Origin of the sequence: Paenibacillus sp. FSL W7-1088, from assembly GCF_037969855.1 — a bacterium.
Taxonomy (GTDB): Bacteria; Bacillota; Bacilli; order Paenibacillales; family Paenibacillaceae; genus Paenibacillus.
Genome location: NZ_CP150216.1, coordinates 3,277,006 through 3,297,177 on the forward strand (window position 1 = coordinate 3,277,006; position 20,172 = coordinate 3,297,177).

15 protein-coding genes are annotated in these 20,172 nt (G+C 44.6%); 11 read left to right on the forward strand and 4 right to left on the reverse strand.

All coding sequences use genetic code 11. The annotated features are described in order from the left end of the window. Positions 1–150: 150 nt before the first annotated feature. Entirely contained in the window at positions 151–2,277 is a 2,127-nt protein-coding gene (locus tag MKY42_RS14960; RefSeq protein WP_339852138.1) for a serine hydrolase domain-containing protein, read from the forward strand. Positions 2,278–2,342: 65 nt separating this feature from the next. Continuing rightward, positions 2,343–3,284: an alpha/beta hydrolase gene (locus MKY42_RS14965; RefSeq protein ID WP_339852141.1), complete on the forward strand. Its 942-nt coding sequence runs from the start codon at positions 2,343–2,345 to the stop codon at positions 3,282–3,284. A 103-nt stretch (positions 3,285–3,387) separates the two neighbouring features. On the opposite strand, the gene MKY42_RS14970 is transcribed toward MKY42_RS14965, so the two are convergent. Beyond that, positions 3,388–5,487, reverse strand: coding sequence for a serine hydrolase domain-containing protein (locus tag MKY42_RS14970; RefSeq protein ID WP_339852144.1), 2,100 nt, complete (start codon positions 5,485–5,487; stop codon positions 3,388–3,390). 195 nt (positions 5,488–5,682) lie between these two features. Here MKY42_RS14970 and MKY42_RS14975 point away from each other — a divergent pair, with 195 nt between their 5' ends. From MKY42_RS14975 to MKY42_RS14990, 4 genes are all read left to right on the forward strand, one after another. Beyond that, on the forward strand, positions 5,683–6,078 hold the full coding sequence (locus MKY42_RS14975) for a hypothetical protein (RefSeq protein ID WP_339852146.1): 396 nt from the start codon (positions 5,683–5,685) through the stop codon (positions 6,076–6,078). A gap of 2 nt (positions 6,079–6,080) precedes the next feature. Beyond that, positions 6,081–7,799 (forward strand): ABC transporter ATP-binding protein, encoded by a 1,719-nt coding sequence (locus MKY42_RS14980; RefSeq protein ID WP_339852149.1) that lies wholly within the window; start codon positions 6,081–6,083, stop codon positions 7,797–7,799. A 189-nt stretch (positions 7,800–7,988) separates the two neighbouring features. Next, entirely contained in the window at positions 7,989–8,423 is a 435-nt protein-coding gene (locus MKY42_RS14985) for a MarR family winged helix-turn-helix transcriptional regulator (RefSeq protein ID WP_231952523.1), read from the forward strand. Further along, a complete protein-coding gene (locus MKY42_RS14990; protein ID WP_339852158.1) occupies positions 8,420–9,478 on the forward strand; it encodes an aminotransferase class I/II-fold pyridoxal phosphate-dependent enzyme in 1,059 nt (352 codons plus the stop codon). Before MKY42_RS14985 ends, MKY42_RS14990 begins: the two co-directional genes overlap by 4 nt. Before the next feature lie 111 nt (positions 9,479–9,589). On the opposite strand, the gene MKY42_RS14995 is transcribed toward MKY42_RS14990, so the two are convergent. Next, positions 9,590–11,569 carry an alpha-amylase family protein gene (locus MKY42_RS14995; RefSeq protein WP_179264939.1) on the reverse strand — a complete coding sequence of 660 codons (1,980 nt, stop codon included), beginning with the start codon at positions 11,567–11,569 and terminating at the stop codon, positions 9,590–9,592. Positions 11,570–11,704: 135 nt separating this feature from the next. On the opposite strand from MKY42_RS14995, the gene MKY42_RS15000 reads away from it, so the two are divergent. Beyond that, complete coding sequence (locus tag MKY42_RS15000) at positions 11,705–12,583, forward strand: AraC family transcriptional regulator (protein ID WP_339852164.1); 879 nt, start codon at positions 11,705–11,707, stop codon at positions 12,581–12,583. 322 nt (positions 12,584–12,905) lie between these two features. Here the strand turns inward: MKY42_RS15000 and MKY42_RS15005 are convergent, their stop codons facing one another. Together MKY42_RS15005 and MKY42_RS15010 are read right to left on the reverse strand one after the other, a co-directional pair. Further along, a complete protein-coding gene (locus tag MKY42_RS15005) occupies positions 12,906–14,087 on the reverse strand; it encodes a multidrug effflux MFS transporter (protein ID WP_090897523.1) in 1,182 nt (393 codons plus the stop codon). A 224-nt stretch (positions 14,088–14,311) separates the two neighbouring features. Next, the gene (locus MKY42_RS15010) at positions 14,312–14,797 is read right to left on the reverse strand and encodes a CcdC protein domain-containing protein (RefSeq protein WP_339852168.1); all 486 of its coding nucleotides are present in this window, start codon (positions 14,795–14,797) and stop codon (positions 14,312–14,314) included. A gap of 233 nt (positions 14,798–15,030) precedes the next feature. Here MKY42_RS15010 and MKY42_RS15015 point away from each other — a divergent pair, with 233 nt between their 5' ends. The 4 genes from MKY42_RS15015 to MKY42_RS15030 all read left to right on the forward strand — a co-directional run bounded on the left by MKY42_RS15015 (position 15,031) and on the right by MKY42_RS15030 (position 20,135). Further along, on the forward strand, positions 15,031–15,153 hold the full coding sequence (locus MKY42_RS15015; protein WP_079697598.1) for a sporulation protein YjcZ: 123 nt from the start codon (positions 15,031–15,033) through the stop codon (positions 15,151–15,153). A 158-nt stretch (positions 15,154–15,311) separates the two neighbouring features. Beyond that, a complete protein-coding gene (locus tag MKY42_RS15020) occupies positions 15,312–17,024 on the forward strand; it encodes a histidine kinase (RefSeq protein ID WP_339852173.1) in 1,713 nt (570 codons plus the stop codon). After that, positions 17,021–18,427, forward strand: a complete 1,407-nt coding sequence (locus tag MKY42_RS15025; RefSeq protein ID WP_339852176.1) for a response regulator — start codon at positions 17,021–17,023, stop codon at positions 18,425–18,427. Before MKY42_RS15020 ends, MKY42_RS15025 begins: the two co-directional genes overlap by 4 nt. 49 nt (positions 18,428–18,476) lie before the next feature. Further along, positions 18,477–20,135, forward strand: coding sequence for an extracellular solute-binding protein (locus tag MKY42_RS15030; protein WP_339852179.1), 1,659 nt, complete (start codon positions 18,477–18,479; stop codon positions 20,133–20,135). Positions 20,136–20,172: the final 37 nt, after the last annotated feature.

The window sequence follows — 20,172 nt, forward strand, 5'->3', positions numbered from 1 at the left end:
GGATCGTAAATCATCATGTACTCAAATTAGTTCGCCTGTTCATACTCGGTTCATATAGACGTCACGAAGAGTACATTTGTATGGGTTAAGCTTTTTTTAGCACCAAAGCAAGATACTCTAATACAGAGATAATGACAGGAGAAGATGCAGATGATACAACAAGAGAAAATGAAGAACGTGGTCAGGAGAACAGTCAAAAAACGAACTTCAATTGCAGCTTTAACGTTAGTGTTAACCATGTTAGCCCCGCTATCTGCAATGGCCGCACCGACTGCCACGAGTAACAGCATTAACCTTACGTATGAGACAACAAAGAAAACCGTAATCGAAAAAGCTAAGTTGCTGACTGAAACGTACGGTACGACGAGTCTGCAATATGCGCTCATTGATGGTGGAGAGATTACGCTGTCCGGTCAAACGGGCAAGAACGATCTAAACGACAAGGTACCTCTTACTTCGAACACAATCTATGGCATTGGTTCAACCAGTAAAATGATGCTTACAGCCGCTGTAATGAAGCTGGTTGATGAAGGCAAGATCGATTTGGATGTGCCTGTTGTGAACTATATGCCTGATTTTACAATGAAAGATAAACGATACAAACAGATTACACCCCGTATGTTGCTGAATCATTCGGCCGGGCTTTTCGGAACCTCTGTCGGTAGTGCTATACTGTATGGGGACAATGATACCTATGCACATGATACCTTTTTGGATCAATTGGCGACCCAGAATCTGATGGCAGAGCCAGGTGCGTATTCGGTGTACTCTAACGATGGATTTACATTAGCTGAAATTCTGGTTGAGAGAGTCACTGGTATGAGCTTTACGGCATTTATACACAAAAATTTTACAGAGCCTCTGAAAATGAATCATACCAAAACACCACAGGATATAGTTAATACGGAAGAAATGGCGGGAATCTACTCTCCTGTGTATAAGGGGCAGCTTCCACGCGAGAATTATAATATCATAGCTTCAGGAGGCTTATATTCCACCGCTAAGGATCTGGTGAAATTTTCGCAAATATTCACAGGAGAGGTCAAAGGGATTCTTTCCAACAAGTCGGTAGAAGCCATGGAGCAAAAAGAATACAGAAGAGGCATGTGGCCAGAGGATAGTGATTCTTCTATGTCTTACGGATTAGGGTGGGATAGTGTGGACTTGTTCCCATTCAGTGACTACGGCATCAAGGCTGTTACGAAAGGTGGAGATACGTTATCTTATCATTCTTCACTCGTCGTACTTCCGGAATACAACATGGCTGCAGCCGTGATCTCTTCAGGCGGAGCAAGCATAACCAATCAATTCATTGCGAGTGAGTTATTACTTAGCGCACTTGAAGAAAAGGGCATTATTAAAGAACGGAAACCGGAAAAATCATTTGGTGTACCTGTGAAGGCTGATATGCCTAAAGAAATCTCCAAGTTTGCAGGGAATTATGGTGGCAATAATTCAGTTACGAAGATCAAAATAAATAAGGCAGGACAAATGACGCTCTCCTCTCTCACGGCTCCAAGTAATCCGGTTCAAGAATACACCTATACATCAGATGGTACTTTTGTGAGTGATGATGGTACAGAAAAGTTGAAATTCGTTGTGGAGAAAAATGGGAATACCTACCTGTGGTCTCGATCTTATATCTCCGTTCCAGGACTCGGACAGGTGGCTCTCTCAGAATATAATGCGGAAAAGCTCAAAGCCAATACATTACCCAAGGAGATTAACGCTGCATGGGCAAAGCGTGATGGTAAAAAATATTATCTGGTGAATGCGAAATACACATCAATGCTCTATCTTAATGCTACATCGATCCTGCCTATTCAATTGAATAAAGAGAATCCAGGGTATATGTCCAATAATAAGATTATTGGAGGAGGCGAAGCAGCCAATCAATTGCAGATTCCGGGTAGTGCCGGACGAGAACCGATGGACATTCATTTCTCCAAAAAGAACGGAGGAGAGTATCTTACATTTTCAGGTTATGTATTCGCCAGTGAGGGATTGGTGAAACCAATCTATTCCGGTAAACAATCCGCAACAACCATTCAAGCAGATGGATATGCCAAATGGTTTTCGGTACCCGCTACTGCGAAAGGAAAAGTCATGACAGTGAAGTTACCTGCAAAAGGAGCCTTTGCTATCTATGATCAGAACGGAATTTGTATTAATCACAGCGTGGTTAGCGGTAAGAATGTTGTTGTTTTACCCGAAAACGGCCGTATTGTATTTGCAGGTGAGGCTGGCTCCCAATTTGAAATTTCATTAAAAAAGTAAATTAATATAAATGAATAGAGATTCAAGCGGCGGTACAACAAACGAATCAACAGGAGAATACCATCATGATGAAAAAAATATTAATCATTTTGCTCAAAATATTCGGAGCCATAGTTATCGCTTTTGCATTATTTATTGCCACTGTTTATTTTGTAAATGTATTTAGCAACAAGTCGGAGGCAGGGAAAATCAAACCCTATGGTCAGTCCGTATCGGTTGACGGGAAAAACATGAATGTGTTGATCCAAGGAAAAGGTGAAGAAACCGTGGTATTGCTTCCGGGGTACGGAACACCTGCCCCAGCCCTCGATTTTAAACCGTTAATCGATGAGCTATCTCCATTTTACAAAGTCGTTGTCATTGAACCTTTCGGTTATGGATTAAGTGACATTACTGAAAAAGAGCGTACTACGGAAAATATGGTTAGTGAAATTCATGAAGCGTTACAGCAACTTGGTATTCAACGTTACACGCTCATGGCTCACTCCATTTCAGGGATATACGGACTGGATTATGTGAACAAATATGCAAACGAAGTAACTTCCTTTGTCGGCATCGAGAGCAGTGTCCCAACGCAGGGAGGTAACGATGATCCATTCCCAACCGGAACGTACAAACTGCTTAAAAAATCAGGATTCTACCGACTGTTAATGAAATTGGCCCCTGATCAACTGATTGCACCCGATGTTGATGATGAAACCAGAGAGCAAATTCGAATCCTTTCACTCAAAAATACGTTTAATCCGAACAATCTGAGTGAAGGCGAAAACTTTGCTCCTAACTTCAAAGTAACTGAGAACTTGACCTTCCCCAAAGATCTGCCTGTGATTTTCTTCTTACAAGCGAATGATACGGAAACGGAAGGATGGATACCTTTGCATGAAGAGCAAGTTGGAAATTCTGTACATGGTAAAGTGATGACATTCGAAGGCGGGCATTATTTACACCATACCCGATCCAAAGAAATAGTCGAAAACTTCAGGAAGTTTATGAATGAAGTGAAATAAACTTAGAATCAACGTAGTACCTTTCAGAATTGATTTCAGAAAGAACGAAACGCCCGTTCCCCAGTAGAACACCGGGGAAGGGGCGTATTTTCCATACTCATTATTATTGATTAGTTAACGTAATTTCGAACCTTGAACCAGCTTCACCAGCAAATACAATCGTACCATTTACAGGTAATGTAACTTCATTTACACCACTTACCACGGTATGATTCGTACTGATACCCGTCTGATCATATACAGTGAAAGCACCTTTCGAAGGCATTTTTACTGTCATCACTTTACCTGTGGCGGCTGCCGGTATCGAGTACCATGTCGCATAACCATTCGTTTGGATCGTTGTCTTCGATTGTTTCCCCGAATAGAGCGGTCTTACAAGTTCTTGACTGACGTAGACCTTTCCTCCTGCTGAGACGTATTCCACGCCGTTTTTCTCGAAGAACTTATATTCCATCGTATCCCTGCCCGCCAAGCCTGGAATTTGCAGTTGGTTCACGGCCAGGTTTGGATCCATAATTTTATTGGTATACACATACCCTGGTGCCTCATTGAACATATGAATAGGGATGATCGGCGTTGCACTGTCATATACCGTCGAGGTGTATTTTTCATTCGGCAGATAATAAATGTTGCCTTCGCGCTTCTGCCAAGCGGCTGTTACATCTTCGGGTAATGTATTGGTTTCGAGCTTTTCTGCCTTGTATTCCGAGGAGGCGATTTGTCCAAGCCCTGGCACCGACTGATACGAGCGAGACCACAGGTAGGTATTCCCGTTATCCTCTTGGGCGAATTTCAACTTTTCTGTACCTTGCTCGTTCACGAAAGAGCCATCTGCGGTATACGTATACTTTTGTTCCGTACTGTTCGGCGATAATAGCAGAGACGTTGTTAATTGCCCTTCATCATTCACTTCCAACTTCAATAACGAGCTGCCAACAGCCCCATAAATGCCTGCATACTGCGTTAGTTCTTTCGGCATGGTTGCTTTTACAGGTGCGCCAAATGATTTATCCGGCTTCCGCGCTTTAATAATCTTTTTTTCCTCAAGTGCGCTAAGCAACAGTTCACTCGCGATCAATTGGTCGGTGGTGCTCGACCCACCTGAGGAGGTAACGGCTGCAGCCATGTTGTATTCCGGAAGTACAATTAATGACGAATGATAGGCAATCGTATTCCCGCCTTTGGTAAGTGCCTTGATCCCGTATTCGCTAAATGGGAACAGGTTTACACTATCCCAGCCTAACCCGTACGAAATAGATGAATCGCTGTCCTCTGGCCACACGCCTCTTTTGTATTCTTCCTGCGTCATCGCTTTTGCCGACTCACTAGAAAGAATGCCTTTGATCTCTCCTGTAAAGATTTGCGAAAATTTAACCAGGTCTTCTGCAGTAGAGTAAATGCCTCCAGAGCCAATCATGTTCGTGTTCTCTAGTGGAAGTTGTTTCTTTTCCGGCTGGGAATAAGTTACTGCCATTTGATTAGGGTCAACCAGATCCAGCGGTGTTTTGGTGTGACTCATGCCCAAGGGCTCTGTAATATATTTGTGTATAAATGCAGTAAAGCTCATGTCACTAACTCTTTCGACCAGAATTTCAGCTAATGTGAAGCTATCGTTACTATACACCGAGTAGGCTCCTGGATCTGCCTTCAAATTTTGCTCGGCCAATTGATCCAAAAATGTATCATGTGCATAGGTATCATTGTCCCCATACAGAATGGCACTACCGCTTGAGGTTCCAAGAATCCCGGATGAATGATTCAGCAGCATATGAGGTGTAATTTTTGTGTAACGATTGTCCTTCATTTTGAATTCCGGGATATAGTTCACAACCGGCACATCCAGATCGATCTTGCCTTCATCAACCAGCTTCATCACAGCGGCGGTAAGCACCACTTTACTGGTTGAACCGATGCCATACATTGTATTAGAAGAAAGGGGGATACGATCCTCCGGGTCATTTTGGCCTACTTGTCCGGAGATCACGATCTTTCCCTCATCCATGAGTGCATACTGCACACTGGTTGTACCATATGTTTCGGTAAGGAGCTTGCTCTTTTCCATCACCACTTTTTGGGTCATATCATACGTAAGGTTACTACTGGTACTGGTTGCCGGTGCGGCGAGAGCAGACATTGGGGCTAACATGGTTAACATCAGGGTTACCGCCGCGAATGAAGTTCGTTTTTTCAGTGTCAATCTCATCTTCTCCTGTCTTATCTGTGAATTGGGAATCTCTGTGGTGGTACCTGAGTTAGTGTACTCTAGGGCGATGAACTGAATATGAATTGACCTGAAAAAATGGAAAAATACGGGTTGACAGAACAGTTTGTTGTGTATACAATCGTATACATAAACGAAATGTATACAGATGTATACGAAATTGGAGGTGCTTCTCAAATGAGAGAAAGACATATAAATGAGAACGAGCAACCTGATCGCCATGGACAGCGAGCCAGACGCGGTCGCGGGGAAGAAGAGAAACAAGAGAAACAAGAAAAACAAGAAAAACAAGGTGAACGTTCCAGACGCGGAAGAGGACATGGCGAACATCACGGAAAACGGGGTAACGGGGCACAAACGTTTCGACGTGGAAGAATACTTGTCTTTTTGGAACAAATGCAGAACCGAAGAGCCACATTGGCCAGACAGCTTGGTCAGGAGGAGTTCAGGAATATTCACCAAATGATTAGTGGAGAGCTGAAAGCCATTGACCAGGTTATTGATGAATATATCCAGCTTTTTGAATTACAACTTGAAGAAGAAAGCCCTAATCAGGATCTGGAGAGTGAATAAGAATGATTCGTCGTTTTTTCTCATATTATCGTCCTTACAAAAAACTTTTTTTAATTGATTTTGGTTGTGCAGTAATAGCTGGTTTACTAGAGCTGGCATTTCCACTTGCGGTAAGCAAGTTCATTAATGAGTTGCTGCCAGGTCAAGATTGGCCGCTCATTATCCTCGCATGTATTGTATTGCTGTCGATCTATGCGCTGAATACGGTCTTGAATTATGTCGTGACCTACTGGGGACATATGCTTGGTATTAACATTGAGACCAACATGCGTTCGAAGATGTTTGCTCATTTGCAAAAGCTATCCTTCCGGTTCTTCGATAATCGTAAAACGGGTCATCTGATTGGTCATCTGACGAATGATCTTAACGATATTGGCGAGGTGGCTCACCATGGACCGGAGGATGTTTTCATCGCAGTGATGACATTAATCGGTTCGTTCTGGCTCATGGCGAACATTAATATGGAGCTTGCATTGATCACCTTTATCATCATTCCAATCATGGCCTGGGTCATTATCGTGTTTGGTGGGCGCATGACGAAGACCTATCGGCGCCTCTTCGGCGATGTGGGGAATTTCAATTCCCGTATTGAAGACAACGTAGGCGGAATTCGTGTCGTACAATCGTTCGCTAACGAAGAGCATGAGAAAAAACTATTTTCCGTAGACAACGAGAACTTCCGTAAAACAAAGCTGCTTGCTTACAAAACGATGGCGAAGAGTATATCAGTCAGCTACATGATGATGCGTCTGGTTACTGTGTTTGTTATGATCAGCGGTGCCTGGTTCTTTATCGATGGCAGGATTGATATGGGTGATTTCATGGCATTCCTGTTGTTATCCAATATCTTCTTCCGTCCAATTGAAAAAATTAACGCCGTAATCGAAAGTTATCCTAAGGGCATCGCCGGATTCAAGCGTTACCTGGAAATCATTGATACTGAGCCGGAGATCGCCGATGCGAAAAATGCGGTTGAGTTAAAAAGCGTGCGCGGGGATATTCGCTTTGAGAATGTTTCGTTCGGTTATGAGCCGAATCGACGTATTCTGAATGATATCAGTTTGTCCATTAAGCCAGGGGAAACCGTTGCCTTTGTGGGCCCCTCCGGTGCAGGTAAAACGACCATTTGCAGTCTGCTTCCACGATTCTATGAAGTAGAGGAAGGCCGGATCACTGTTGACGGGATGGATATTCGTGAGGTTCAGCTGGAATCATTGCGCAGACATATCGGTATTGTTCAACAGGATGTATTTCTCTTCTCAGGCACAATTAAGGAAAATATCGCGTATGGCGATTTAACGGCAACTGACGAGCAAATCTGGGATGCAGCCCGTCGTGCATCTCTGGAAGAGTTGATTCTTAGTTTGCCGGAAGGGATCAATACAGTCATCGGCGAACGTGGTGTCAAACTTTCCGGAGGTCAGAAACAGCGCTTGTCCATTGCTCGCATGTTCCTAAAAAATCCACCGATTCTCATCCTGGACGAAGCAACGTCCGCTCTGGATACCGAAACCGAAGCGTTAATCCAGAAGTCCTTGGCGGAACTGTCAGTGGGCAGAACAACACTTGTTATTGCACACCGACTGACAACCATCAAGAATGCAGATCGCATCCTGGTAGTCAATGCTGATGGTATTGCAGAGCAGGGTAACCATGAGGAACTGGTCGCTGCAGGGGGGATATACAGCAGGCTTCACCAGGTTCAATATAGCCATTCCTGATAGCCGAAAAACAAACCGTGCATTTGCGCGGTTTGTTTTTTTGTTTTTCAATAAAGTGACACTGATTCAGACTATAAGGTTCATCAATATTATATTGTTGACAACGTCCACTAAACGAATTATCATAATGTTGACAATGTCCACTAAAAGGGAGGGTTTGACATCGACTCTCAGCAAATAAATGCAGATATGTTGACTGAAATGCGGCGTTTTAACCGTTTTTATACCAATATACTCGGTGTACTTGATAAACATATCCTGGGAACGGGATACTCCTTCGCCGAAGCAAGGGTCATTATTGAAATTGGCATTCAAGGGGAGAGCATTGCGAACAATCTGGTGGATACACTGACCATTGATCGCAGTTACATGAGTCGAATTGTAAGTAAACTAACCAGAGAAGGGCTGCTGATGAAAGTAGATTCGGCCGCTGACAGCCGGGTTAGTTTGATTCGCCTGACTGAAAAAGGGCAGGAGCTTTACGGTGAGTTGAATGAACGTTCAGATCAGCAGATTGTGAAGTTAATGCAAGGTTTGGATGAGGAAGAGATCAGAGAAGTTTATGCTTCCATGATGAATATTCAGGATAAGTTGAACAAAAGAGCAGGAGAGACAAGACGATGATACGATTCGAATGTGATTACAACGAAGGCGCACATGAGCGCATTTTGCAAAGACTGATTTCAACGAACATGGAACAAACGAGCGGTTACGGTAAAGATGCCCATTGTGATCGGGCGAGGAGTCTCATTCGACAAGCTTGTGAAAATGAACAGGCGGATGTGCATTTTTTGGTTGGTGGTACACAGACCAATACAACGGTTATTGCCTCCATTTTACGTCCATACCAAGGCGTGATTGCAGCGACTTCGGGCCACATCGCGGTCCATGAGACAGGAGCGATCGAAGCCACAGGTCACAAAGTGATTACGGTACCAAGTGAAGATGGAAAGATCACAGCACATCAGGTCAAAGCGGTCTATGATGCTCATTGGAATGATGCGTCTCCGGAGCATTGTGTCCAGCCCGGAATGGTTTACATATCCCAGCCTACTGAGAACGGTACGATGTACAGCAAGGCAGAGCTGCAAGCATTGTTTGATGTGAGCCAACAGTGTAGTCTCCCGTTATTTATTGATGGGGCACGTCTTGGGTATGCTCTTGCTTCCCGGAATTGTGATACGACGCTCGCGGATCTCGCCCGCCTGTGTGATGTATTCTATATTGGCGGAACCAAGATCGGAGCATTGATGGGGGAAGCGGTAGTCATTTTGAATGACAAGCTCAAGCCGGATTTTCGTTATATGATCAAACAAAAAGGCGGCCTGCTTGCCAAAGGCAGATTGCTGGGTATTCAGTTTGAAACGCTGTTTGAAGATGGTCTGTATCTTGAAATTTCCCAACATGCGGTGGACATGGCCATGTTGATTCATGATTCACTTGCGGAGCAAGGCATTGCTTTCCTATATGACTCACCAACCAATCAGCAATTTCCAATTCTGCCAGATGACCTGCTTCAGGATTTACGCAGCCGTTACTCGTTCACATTCTGGGAAAAGGTGGACGACACTCACAGCGTCGTTCGTTTCTGTACCAGTTGGGCAACTCAGCGGGGAAATGTGGATTTACTGATTCGCGATATTTCCCAGAGTCTGAACAAATTGAAAGCCTGTGTATAGTCATTAATCTCTAAAGGATAGTACATTGGCGGAGTAAAACGCCAAAAAAGAAGTCGCCATGTTGATGGCGACTTTTTTTGTCTGCTGTTATTATGTTCCAAAAATGCACTTCTAAAATTGAATCACGACCATTTGATGACAGGACCATTGTGGTATCGTGTAGCTAACGAGCCCGTTCACCTGATTGAATGGGAGACTAAGGTTCTGTGGCGCCAGATACACGTCCTGTACTTTTTCAGCCGCCGCAACCGTCACCTCTGTATTGATAAGTGGAGGGATATCCTCGATAACTTCTACACCTTGTCCTCTACGTACTGGAGAGGCATACAGCAGATGATTCACCCAACGGTTCGAGTTCGTCTGCATCTGCAGCGTGGTAACCCCTTGCGCAGGCAGATTGGTCATTAGCGACTTGTTGTTACTCAGTAAACGGTCCAGCGCGTAACAGATGATTTCCTTGACAGCCAAGCTCCCCTTCGTCGCATAATCTTCAAAAACATTCCATGCGATATAGATTCCATCCTGACCCTCAGCCATGCCAGTTCCCGATTCCTGCAGATCAGAAGGGGTATGCTGGTGAGAGCAGAACGTGAACAAGTCACGGTTAAAATATGAATTTTCCTTACTGCCAAGTACGATGCCGTCTGTCGTGGGCACTGCGTCCTGTCCTTCGGTGTACATGACGAAAGAGGCTGTACGCAGCGAAGGAAGCTCAAAATTCGGACGGAAATAGGAGGGACGGAATGGGGAAACCTCCTGATATTCTACGCCCAAATCGAATTCAAAGCCCGTTCCATCCGGTGAGAGACCGGAACGGCCAGTGGCCAGAATTTTGCCGCCCCCGGCAAGAAAGGCTGTCAGTTTGGTTTTGATTAACTCTGTAATGCTAATGGCATCCGGCAAAATAACAACTTTATATTTGGACAGATCAGCCTGCAGATCGACCACATCGAAGAGATAGTGGCCTTCCAGCAAAACTCTTACAGCGCCGGTATCGTGGTGGTGCATGTGCTGGTTATGAGGATCGCCTCCGGTTTCCCATAAGGCTGCCTCAACTGACAGCAATGCGATATCGGCAATAGCCGTAGTATCTCGACACCATTCTTCCTTCGCTTCTACCTCACGGTAAGCTTCCCCGATCAACGAATACGTGGCATGATCCATCTGACCACCCGGATGCAGCTGATCTCCAATGGAGCAGCGTGCCCCGTTCGCAAGACTCAGAGCAGTTTCATAACGCAGCGCGTTGGGATGTTTGTATCCACCGAATTCGCCCCAGGACGTATGGAATTTTCCGGTCATGCCGAGAAAATCCATGCCCAATGTCTGCGCATAACGAGCAGAAAGCGGGAAGTGGTCGTAGCCCCAGCCGCCCGTTGGTAGCGATTCCAACTCCAGATGGGTATTCACATGGGCGAGATCCCGCCGCCCACGGTCGACGTGACTGCTGTTGTGGAACACGGGTAATCCGGGTTTCACTGCATGCACAGTCTCATTCATTCGATTAGCATAACGAGTATACGTCTGTTCCCACAGTTTCTTCATATCTTGAATGTTTCGTGGATCGGAGCCCTGTGAGCGAATCTCGGCAACACAATATTGACAATAACATTCCCGAACACCAACGATATCGAGAAAGATTCCGTCCACATCATATTTCTTTACGACTTCCTCGACCTGTAGGGTGAGAACGTCAAGATAAGGGGTATTCATGCAAAATTGATGATATCCTGGCGTCATGAAGTCGGCTGTCCAACTGATCTGCTCCTGCTGATTGCGGATGAGCCATTGTGGATGTTTGCGGGCGAGCCGCTCATCAAGGCCAGCGGAGAGATAGACCGGAGTCTTCACACCTATCTCATGAGCAGCCTCAATCTGGGCACCCAGAAGATCGAAATTCAGATGTGGATGCATTTGATTGGCGGTAGTCGGATGATAGGCCCAGCCATGATGGCACTTGGAGAATATGGTGATGGAATCGACATGCCCGGTTTTGAGCATCTCCTGAAATTGCTGCTTCGAAAAATCACGGCCAATGCCTTCAATGGCTTCTGACGTATGAAAATCGAGATGAACTTGACGAAATTTCATGCTTGCTTCCCCCTGGTCATTAAATGATAGAATCATATTATATCTACCACTCTAATCGATCATCAGCTTTGATACAGCTGACAATTACGACTATATATAGCACATTATCTACATTTAGAACAAAGGAGGAATCTAATGCTTGTACTTGAACTTCAAGTTCCGCCGTTTCCGCTATTAGCAGCCATTGGGCACACCGAATGGCAGCCGGGGATGCAGCATGCCCAGCGTAGCTTTGATGTGTTCGATCTTATTATTTGCGCCAAAGGAGCGCTGTACATGGAGGAAGATGGCCTCCGTTACGAGATTGCGGAAGGTATGATGCTGGTTCTTGAACCTGGCAAAGACCACCGTGGCTATAGACCAACGGATGTGCAGACGGAAGTATACTGGATTCATTTCCAGCTGTCCTCTGTGCAAAAGATGATTTTGAAAGAAAAGACGACTTGGGAGCAGCCTTTGCTTCAACAAACAGACCAGGATATTGAGGCTCCCCCAGGAGTCATTGAAATTCCCAAATTCGCCGTAGTGGATCTACGTAACCTGGAGCCGATACTGAAAGAAATGCTTGAGCTGCACCATGTACTCACCCGTCAGCGTTCCTTCGAGCTTCATGTTCTGTTGGCCCAATTCCTGCTGCAATTACAGAAGGGAATGAGACAGAACAGCCCGCAGGCTCGCTCCTATTTTCTAAGCGAGAAAGTGGCAACTTATCTTGGTCAACGCCTCGAGCAGCCGTTTGATTCCGGACAGATGGAGCGTGATCTGCTTTATCATTTTGATTACCTGGCTCGCTGCCTGAAGCAGTATACGGGGATGAGCCCGCTTCAATACAGGCATCACCTGCAAATGGAGAAGGCCAAGCGGTTATTGGCACATTCGGAGCTTCCGCTGAAGCGTATCGGCGAGTTGTGTGGACTGCAGGACCATAACTATTTTACACGGTTGTTCAAACGTCAAACTTCCCTCACGCCTGGAGAATACCGCAAAAAGCATCAGTTGTATTTCATGGAATAGATGTGATCAAACTAAAAACCGCCCGAAAGGACGGTGGAAGATAACGTATTCAATGTCGGGAATTTCAAATGCTCAAGATTTGAACTTTCGCTTCTTCCGTATATGCGTGGAACCTTCAAAGTTAGGGCAATGAATATGAATATGAATATAAAGTATTTAAGATCTTTGGATAAGCCGATGTGGCTTTCAGACTTTATGTTCAATAAAATTAACAAAAGCAGCCCAGATACGATAAAAGTACTGGACTGCTTCTGTTTTGTTGAAATGTGCCCCGGGACATTTCTTCGTATTATTTATGATCCTAATGAATGATCCTAATAGATTATTCTTCTGAGATAAATCTTTTGCCAAGCAACCACATTACGCCGCTAATGATTAGAAAATATAAAGGCATCATCAGCAATGAACCGTTATGCAGAGCACCCATTCCCCATGTCGTAAGGCTTACCAGCAAGTAGTAGCCCAAGCTGAATATAGCACCTGCTGTGCCAATTACATCTTGAAAATGAACAAGCGCAAGACTTAGACAATTGGGCAGAGCAATACCTGCGCCAATCAACAGAACAAACATGGCAGTTAACATGCAGATGATCTGCAAAAGATTGGGCAGCATAGACAAGCTGCTTCCAAGGGTCAGGAGCAGAGCACCGCTGGTCATGACCAGACAACCCAGACGAATGATCTTTTCCGGTGTGTAAACGGTCAATAATCGTTTTGAGATCATTGCTCCGACCACTGAGGCCAAGGCCACAATAATGCCCAGAAAACCATAAACGCCAGGCGACAGATCAAAGTGTTCTATGAAGATGAAGGGAGCTTCGGCATAATAACTAAATAAAACTCCGTTAATACCTCCGATCAATACGCCAAACACCATTACGCGCGGCATAGCGAGCATCTTTTTAACAACCGGAAGTATAGCGACTTTGGATCGTAAAGAAACATTCGTTGTCTCCGGCAGTTTAAGAAAAGCATATATGAACAACAAAACGCTCATTAGTACTAACGCCAAGAATACCCATCTGAAGCCAAGGGCCTGATCAATCCAACCACCAATAAGTGGCCCAACTGCCGGCGTAAATGCAATGACAGCAGAGATTTGGGCAAACATCGCATGTCTTCGATCTCCCGATACACTTTCTCGAAGCATGGTTTGGGTGATAATCGAGCCAGTTGCGGCACCGAAAGCCTGTACGAAACGGCCGACGAGAAGCAACTGAATCGATTCCGAATAAAAGCACATCAAGCTCCCGATCCCATATACGATGAGACCGCCCAGCATTGCAGGCCTACGACCTATCAAGTCGGACAGCCAGCCCCAGCAGAAGACGCCCAAGGCAAATCCTATAAAATAGATGCTTAACGTGAATTGTACGGAACTATTAGATACACCAAGTGCTGCTGCGATATCTGGCAGAGATGGAGTGTAGATGGTTTCGCTGATTTGTGGAAAACCGATAAGAACAATCATTAAAAGCAAAGATGGTACAGCATATTTCTTCATTATATATTAGCCCTCCTACAAGCTTATACTCTGTTATGACAACAAGAATATGAGCCTAGCTAGGGAAAGGGGGGCATCATGATGGCGAGACGACTATAAATCATCATTTGTTGAATTACCTTTCATCATTATAAGAGTAGGAGGGTTTGACAATCATTGTTAATACTCGGCCTAGGTTAACATGCTTGATATGCCAAGTCAACCAGCTCTAGCTAATCGTACGATTAAGCAGTTTTGTCCCAAGCTCTGAACGTACTGGACTTGGAATTATGAAATTTAATGAAGCTAGCCATTCGCCAAATGGCAATATAGGATAGAGCAACTACATTATTCAGGAATCCAAGAGTCTTGGGATCAATGCCTGAGATGAACATGAAGTCAAAGAATCGAATTGAGAAGATAACAATAATTAGAACATAAAGAGATACGTTTCTTTTATAATACATCCTGCCATCCAATTTTCGCTCGAATTGCGTCACCAGAATTAATGGGATCGACAGAATTGCACCTATAGCGATCGAACTAATCATTCTGCCTGATGTAAGCACCAATGTAGGGTCGAACAATTCAAACAAAGATGTAGAGATATAGAGGATCGGAATTAATAGTTTTCGACCTGATTCGTGCAATGGCTTTTTGCTGCCCTGGATCACGCCCTTCAAAATAAGTACGACAATTAATAATGAAATTGTTAAAGATATTGGATTCATGGTAAGCACCTCGTCTGTTTTTTTGTAACCTAAGTATCGAGGATTTTTAAAATTTATATCAGTGTACAAAGTAATTCGTTTAAGGTGACTTTTGTCATCTTCCTGTGATGATGGGGGCTTCTGTCTGCTGCATAAGCGGACAGAGCCCTTTTTTTGATGATTGTCTCAATAGCCTTGTCAATACACAACGATATGAATACCTTATGACATAACACAAAAGAGGAGGAGATTACATGAGTGAAGTAGGATATGGAAATGTTGGAGGTCTTGGTGGATACGGTGGTTTCACATCCATCGGCGCAATCCTTGTTCTGTTCATCTTGTTGGTCATCATCTCTAAAGCTTTCTTGGTTTAATTTCTTTACCTTATGAACAACTCTGCCGGCATTCCGCTGGCAGGGTCTTTTTGTCTTGATTACAATTTGAAAGCGTTTGACATATTGAATTATCAATCTATAATTATGGAGTTATGCATTCAACATAGAATGGATGAAGGTAAGGAGAATAGGTTGGAATGACACTTAAAAAAAGGATCTTTTTGCTGTTTTTTCTCAGTGCGTTTATTCCCTTCATTAGTATATTTGCAATTTCCTACTACACCATTGATTCCATTTTTGCGAACAAGATCGATGATGGCATTCGGAGCAATTTACAGCAGGTGACTTCCTCACTGGAAAATTCGATCACCAACCTGAATCATGTTACACAGCAATTATCCTACAGTGGTACATTAGGCAAAAAGTTGGATGAGGTGTTGAAGCCATCCTCCAATATATTTGAATTGATTGAAACTCGGGATGAATTAAAGAGCGAATTAAATGTCGTCACGTTTACCAACCCGAATATAGGCTTGACATTGTATTACTTTCAGAAGGATGGCTCCACACAGTTCGGAAACTTTCCCATAAAGGATCGTTTTTCACCCGAATCTTTGCCTGTGCTCTCCAAAGCATATGGGATTACCTACTATGGTCCTCATGTCAGTATGAACCGGTTTGATGATCAGCTCGTCTTATCCGCCATGCGGAAGGTAAAATTACCCCAGAGGGACGATGTGTATATTTACGTCGAATCCGGTTTTCACCTTGCGCAGGATATATTGGGTTACAATCAGTACAAAGGAGATTTATCCCACTTGATCCTCGATGGAGAGGGAAACATTGTGTACAGTGAGATTCCGGAAGCGATGAAAGTCGGGGAGAATTTCTCCAGCTTATCGAAGGGTGCAGCATCGGACGGAATAGCTCGCGATTATCATTGGTTCAGACAGGATTCTACCCAGAACTGGAGCGTTGTGTCGGTGATCTCGCAGGCCAAGTATCAACAGGAGAAAAATCAGTGGTTGCTTCAAATATTGCTGGTCGCTTTATTTTTCCTGGGCTTCACCGTATTTCTGGCTTGGCTGCTGTGGAAGATGGTTTATAAACCCCTCGGTCTGTTCCATTCAGAGATCAACGGAATGTCTCAAAATCCACAAACAACAGGCAGCCAGGCCCGCACGCAGATTCCAGAATTTGATTTTCTGTTAGGTGAATTCTCGAATATGCAGCATCAAATCGGTGACCTCTTTAAAGAGGTGCAGCAGAAAGAGAAAATTCGTGCAGACCTTGAAGTGGAGAAGCTGCTGTACCAGATCAATCCTCATTTTTTGATGAATACGCTGGATACCGTGCACTGGCTGGCGGTAATGAATGGACAAGGGGAGATCGACAAGCTGGTACAGTCCCTGAATAAGCTGTTGTATTACAATTTGGGCAAATTAGGTCAGGTTTCGACGATGGAAGAGGAGATTGACGCGCTTAGACAGTACTTGATCCTGCAGCAAATCCGATATGACTTTGAGTTTGATGTGCGCATCTCGGCTGATGAGCACGTGCTTCAAATACCGGTACCTCGTTTTATTCTACAGCCGTTGGTTGAAAATTCACTTTACCATGGACTGAGCGACGAAGGTTTTATTCAAATTGAAGTAACACGCAAAGAAACGCTGAACATCATGATTCAGGATAATGGAGCAGGCATGACGGAGGAAGCGATTCAAAGACTTCTGAACAATCGTGTAGCAGATCATCAAAAAGTAGGGATGGGCATCGGGCTCAATTATGTTCACCGCATGTTACAAGCACAATACGGGGATCAAGCTCAACTGGTGATTGAAAGTGAATTGGGAACAGGGACAAGCATATTGCTTATACTTCCGATCAAAGGAGAAGATATCTCGGCATGATTAAGGTATTGATTGTGGATGATGATAAATTGGTGCGAAAAGGAATAAGCTCCGCAATGCCGTGGAACGAGTTCGGCATGGAGGTTGTTGGAGAAGCGAGTAACGGGGCTAAGGCGCTGGATTTTCTCGAATCCAACTCGGTGGATCTGATGTTAACGGATCTTGCGATGCCCGTGATGTCAGGCATTGAACTGATGCGCGCCGCAAGGCAGCTCTACCCCGAACTTCATATTGTCGTGCTTACTCTTCATCAGGATTTTGATTATATTCAGGAAGCGCTTCGGCTGGGAGCGATCGACTATATAGCCAAAGTCCAGCTTGAGAAGGAACAATTCGAACATGTACTGAATCGAATACATACCCGGATTGGTGAGTTCACGAATACAAGACGAAAGCTGCCGCAGCTAGGTGAAACCAATGTCCATTACCGTAAAGTATATGCACTGGTTTCACTGGACCGAAAGTCCGGCCAGAACTGGCCCATTGAAATCGAATCCAATGTAGACGAGGTCCGATTTGAAGTGGAACGGAACAGCTGGATGTGGGCAGAACCTCTGGATGATGAGCAGCTGCTATTCGATAGACTGAAGAAATACGTGAATCAAGTTCCTCAAGCTGCGCTACTGGTGATGTCCGATGTACAGGAACAGACATGGTCGCAAATTCAAAACTGGATTATGAATTATACAGAAACGTCCTTATTTTATGCATATGAACCCCTAGATCCGGTTATTGTCGTTTCCATGAATGAAGAAGACACATTTCCAATAGAACCTCGGGATGAGGATATGGATCGTATTAAACGAAGTTGGTTTCTGTCTCCGTGGACGCATAACGATCATTATTATAACCAGCTTGTTGAAGAGTTTAGATCTCTAAGGCTGCAAAAAGGGCAGCTGATGGGATTACTGTACTCCCTGGTCATGGAGTGGAACCATCTTTTTGCCCAGACTACGCTGGGAAGAATCTCAATGATCCATTCTTTTCAATCCTGGTACGAAGTGGAACAGTGGATCAAGCAGACCGCTGAGAGTATTCGAAAGGCGGATGAACAGACCTCGTATTCTCAGGAAATGATTGATGGGGTGAAAAAAGCCGTGATGATCATGCAGAATGATTTGGATCAGGCTTTTACAGCTTTAGGGCTGTCCCAGCAACTGAATATTAGCCGCAGCTATTTCAGCCAATGCTTCAAGGACATCATGGGGAAAACCTTTAACGATTATTCCCGATATATACGTATAGAGAAGTCGAAAGAGTATTTATTGAACACAAACAACACGATTTTCTGGATTGCAGAGCGGGTGGGTTATACGGATGAAAAATATTTCAGCCGAATCTTTCGCGAACTGACAGGTGTGCTGCCTAGTGAATATCGACAATTAGGCAGAACGGACAAATAGTGTACGCTCCGCACAACCGACTGGCGATCCGGTGAAAGAAGGGAAAGTAATGATCAAGAAGATGGCTGTGTGTGTTGTTGTCGTCAGCTTGATTGCAGGTATCGTATTTTTCAGTATTTCGTACTCTCGGAAAACGGCAATTGGACCAGCGACCAGCACACCTGACACCGCCGCCACCGAACCATTTGGCAAATATGAACATCCCGTTTCCATCCGGTTGGGATATGTGGTTGACCCCACAGGTACGGATCTCTCCGAAGGAGAGACCGTAGAAAAGAATAAGTGGAAAACGGTGATTAAGCAAAACCTTAACATTGATGTCGAGGTCATGTGGCAGGTATCCAAGGAGAATTTTGGACAGAAAATCGATCTGGCTATTGCCAGCAATGATTTGCCTGATGCAATGATTGTTAATCAGGTTCAGTTGAATGAGATGGTCAAAGCGGGAGAAATTGAAGATCTGACCAAGGCATATGCAAGCAGCGCTTCACCTGAGATGAAGAAAATAATCGACAGCACCCATGGATTGGCCCTGGAACAAGTGACCTTTGAAGGGAAAATGATGGCTGTTCCGTCTGTGACGGCGGAGGACTTCAGTATGCTTTGGATCAGGCAGGACTGGCTCGATCGTCTTGGATTAAAACCACCGAAAACGGTGGACGAATTGGAAGCAATAGCGAAGGCCTTTGTGGAGCAGGACCCGGATGGGAACGGGAAACGGGATACGATCGGGCTTGCCTCAAGCACAAGTCTGTTTAACGATTTTAACAACAGCGCTTTTGCCTTTGATCTAACGCCGATCTTCTCGGCTTATGGAGCTTTCCCCGGATATTGGCTCGAAAAAGATGGAAAACCTGTATACGGTTCGATTCTGTCAGAGACAAAGGACGCTTTGGTCAGACTTCGTGATATGTATGCCAAAGGTCTGCTTGATCCAGATCTTGGCATCCGAAAAGAACCAGAGGAAACCGTCATTAGCGGACAGGCTGGGATGTTCTTTCAAGGTTTCTTTGCAGGATACTGGCCGCTGCCAAGCGCTTGGCTGAATGATCCCAAGGCGAACTGGCAGGCTTACGCGCTCCCACTGGATGCAAATGGAGCATTTCGTGTGAAGGTGGATAATCCCTCAAGTTCTTTCCTGGTGGTACGCAAAGGGTATGCTCATCCCGAAGCGATCATTAAGATAAACAATCTGTACCTTCGGGATGAGTTCAAGTATGGTACCAGTTTTATGCTCAGCCGCAATTTCTTTGCCCCGGCAGATGAAGCTCGATATGAATTCAAAGCCGTGCAGGAGATTCTGGCCGGAACCAAAACCCCAGCCGATTTCAAGGACAAGTCCGAATATAAGCTGCTGGAAAATACAGTTTCGACGATAAAACAAACCAAGCTAAAGCCTTATGATCAACTTGGCATTTCGTACTGGGATCAGCACAACGAGAATTTTATGCGTGGTTATTCACTGCTTGTGGGTGGAAGAAACTTCTTTGATCCGAATATCCATAAAGTTCGAAGCCTTACCTACAAACGTACCCCAGCAGTGGAGAGGTTGTGGAGCAAACTGTCTAAGCTGGAACATGATACATTTCTGAAAATTATTCTAGGGACTGCGCCGATCGAATCATTCGATCCATTTGTACAGGAGTGGAAGGAACAAGGTGGCGATCAAGTAACTGCTGAAGTATCTGCATCCCTGAATCAACGGTGAGTTGCTAACCTATATACGCTGAATTTTACAATTCTAC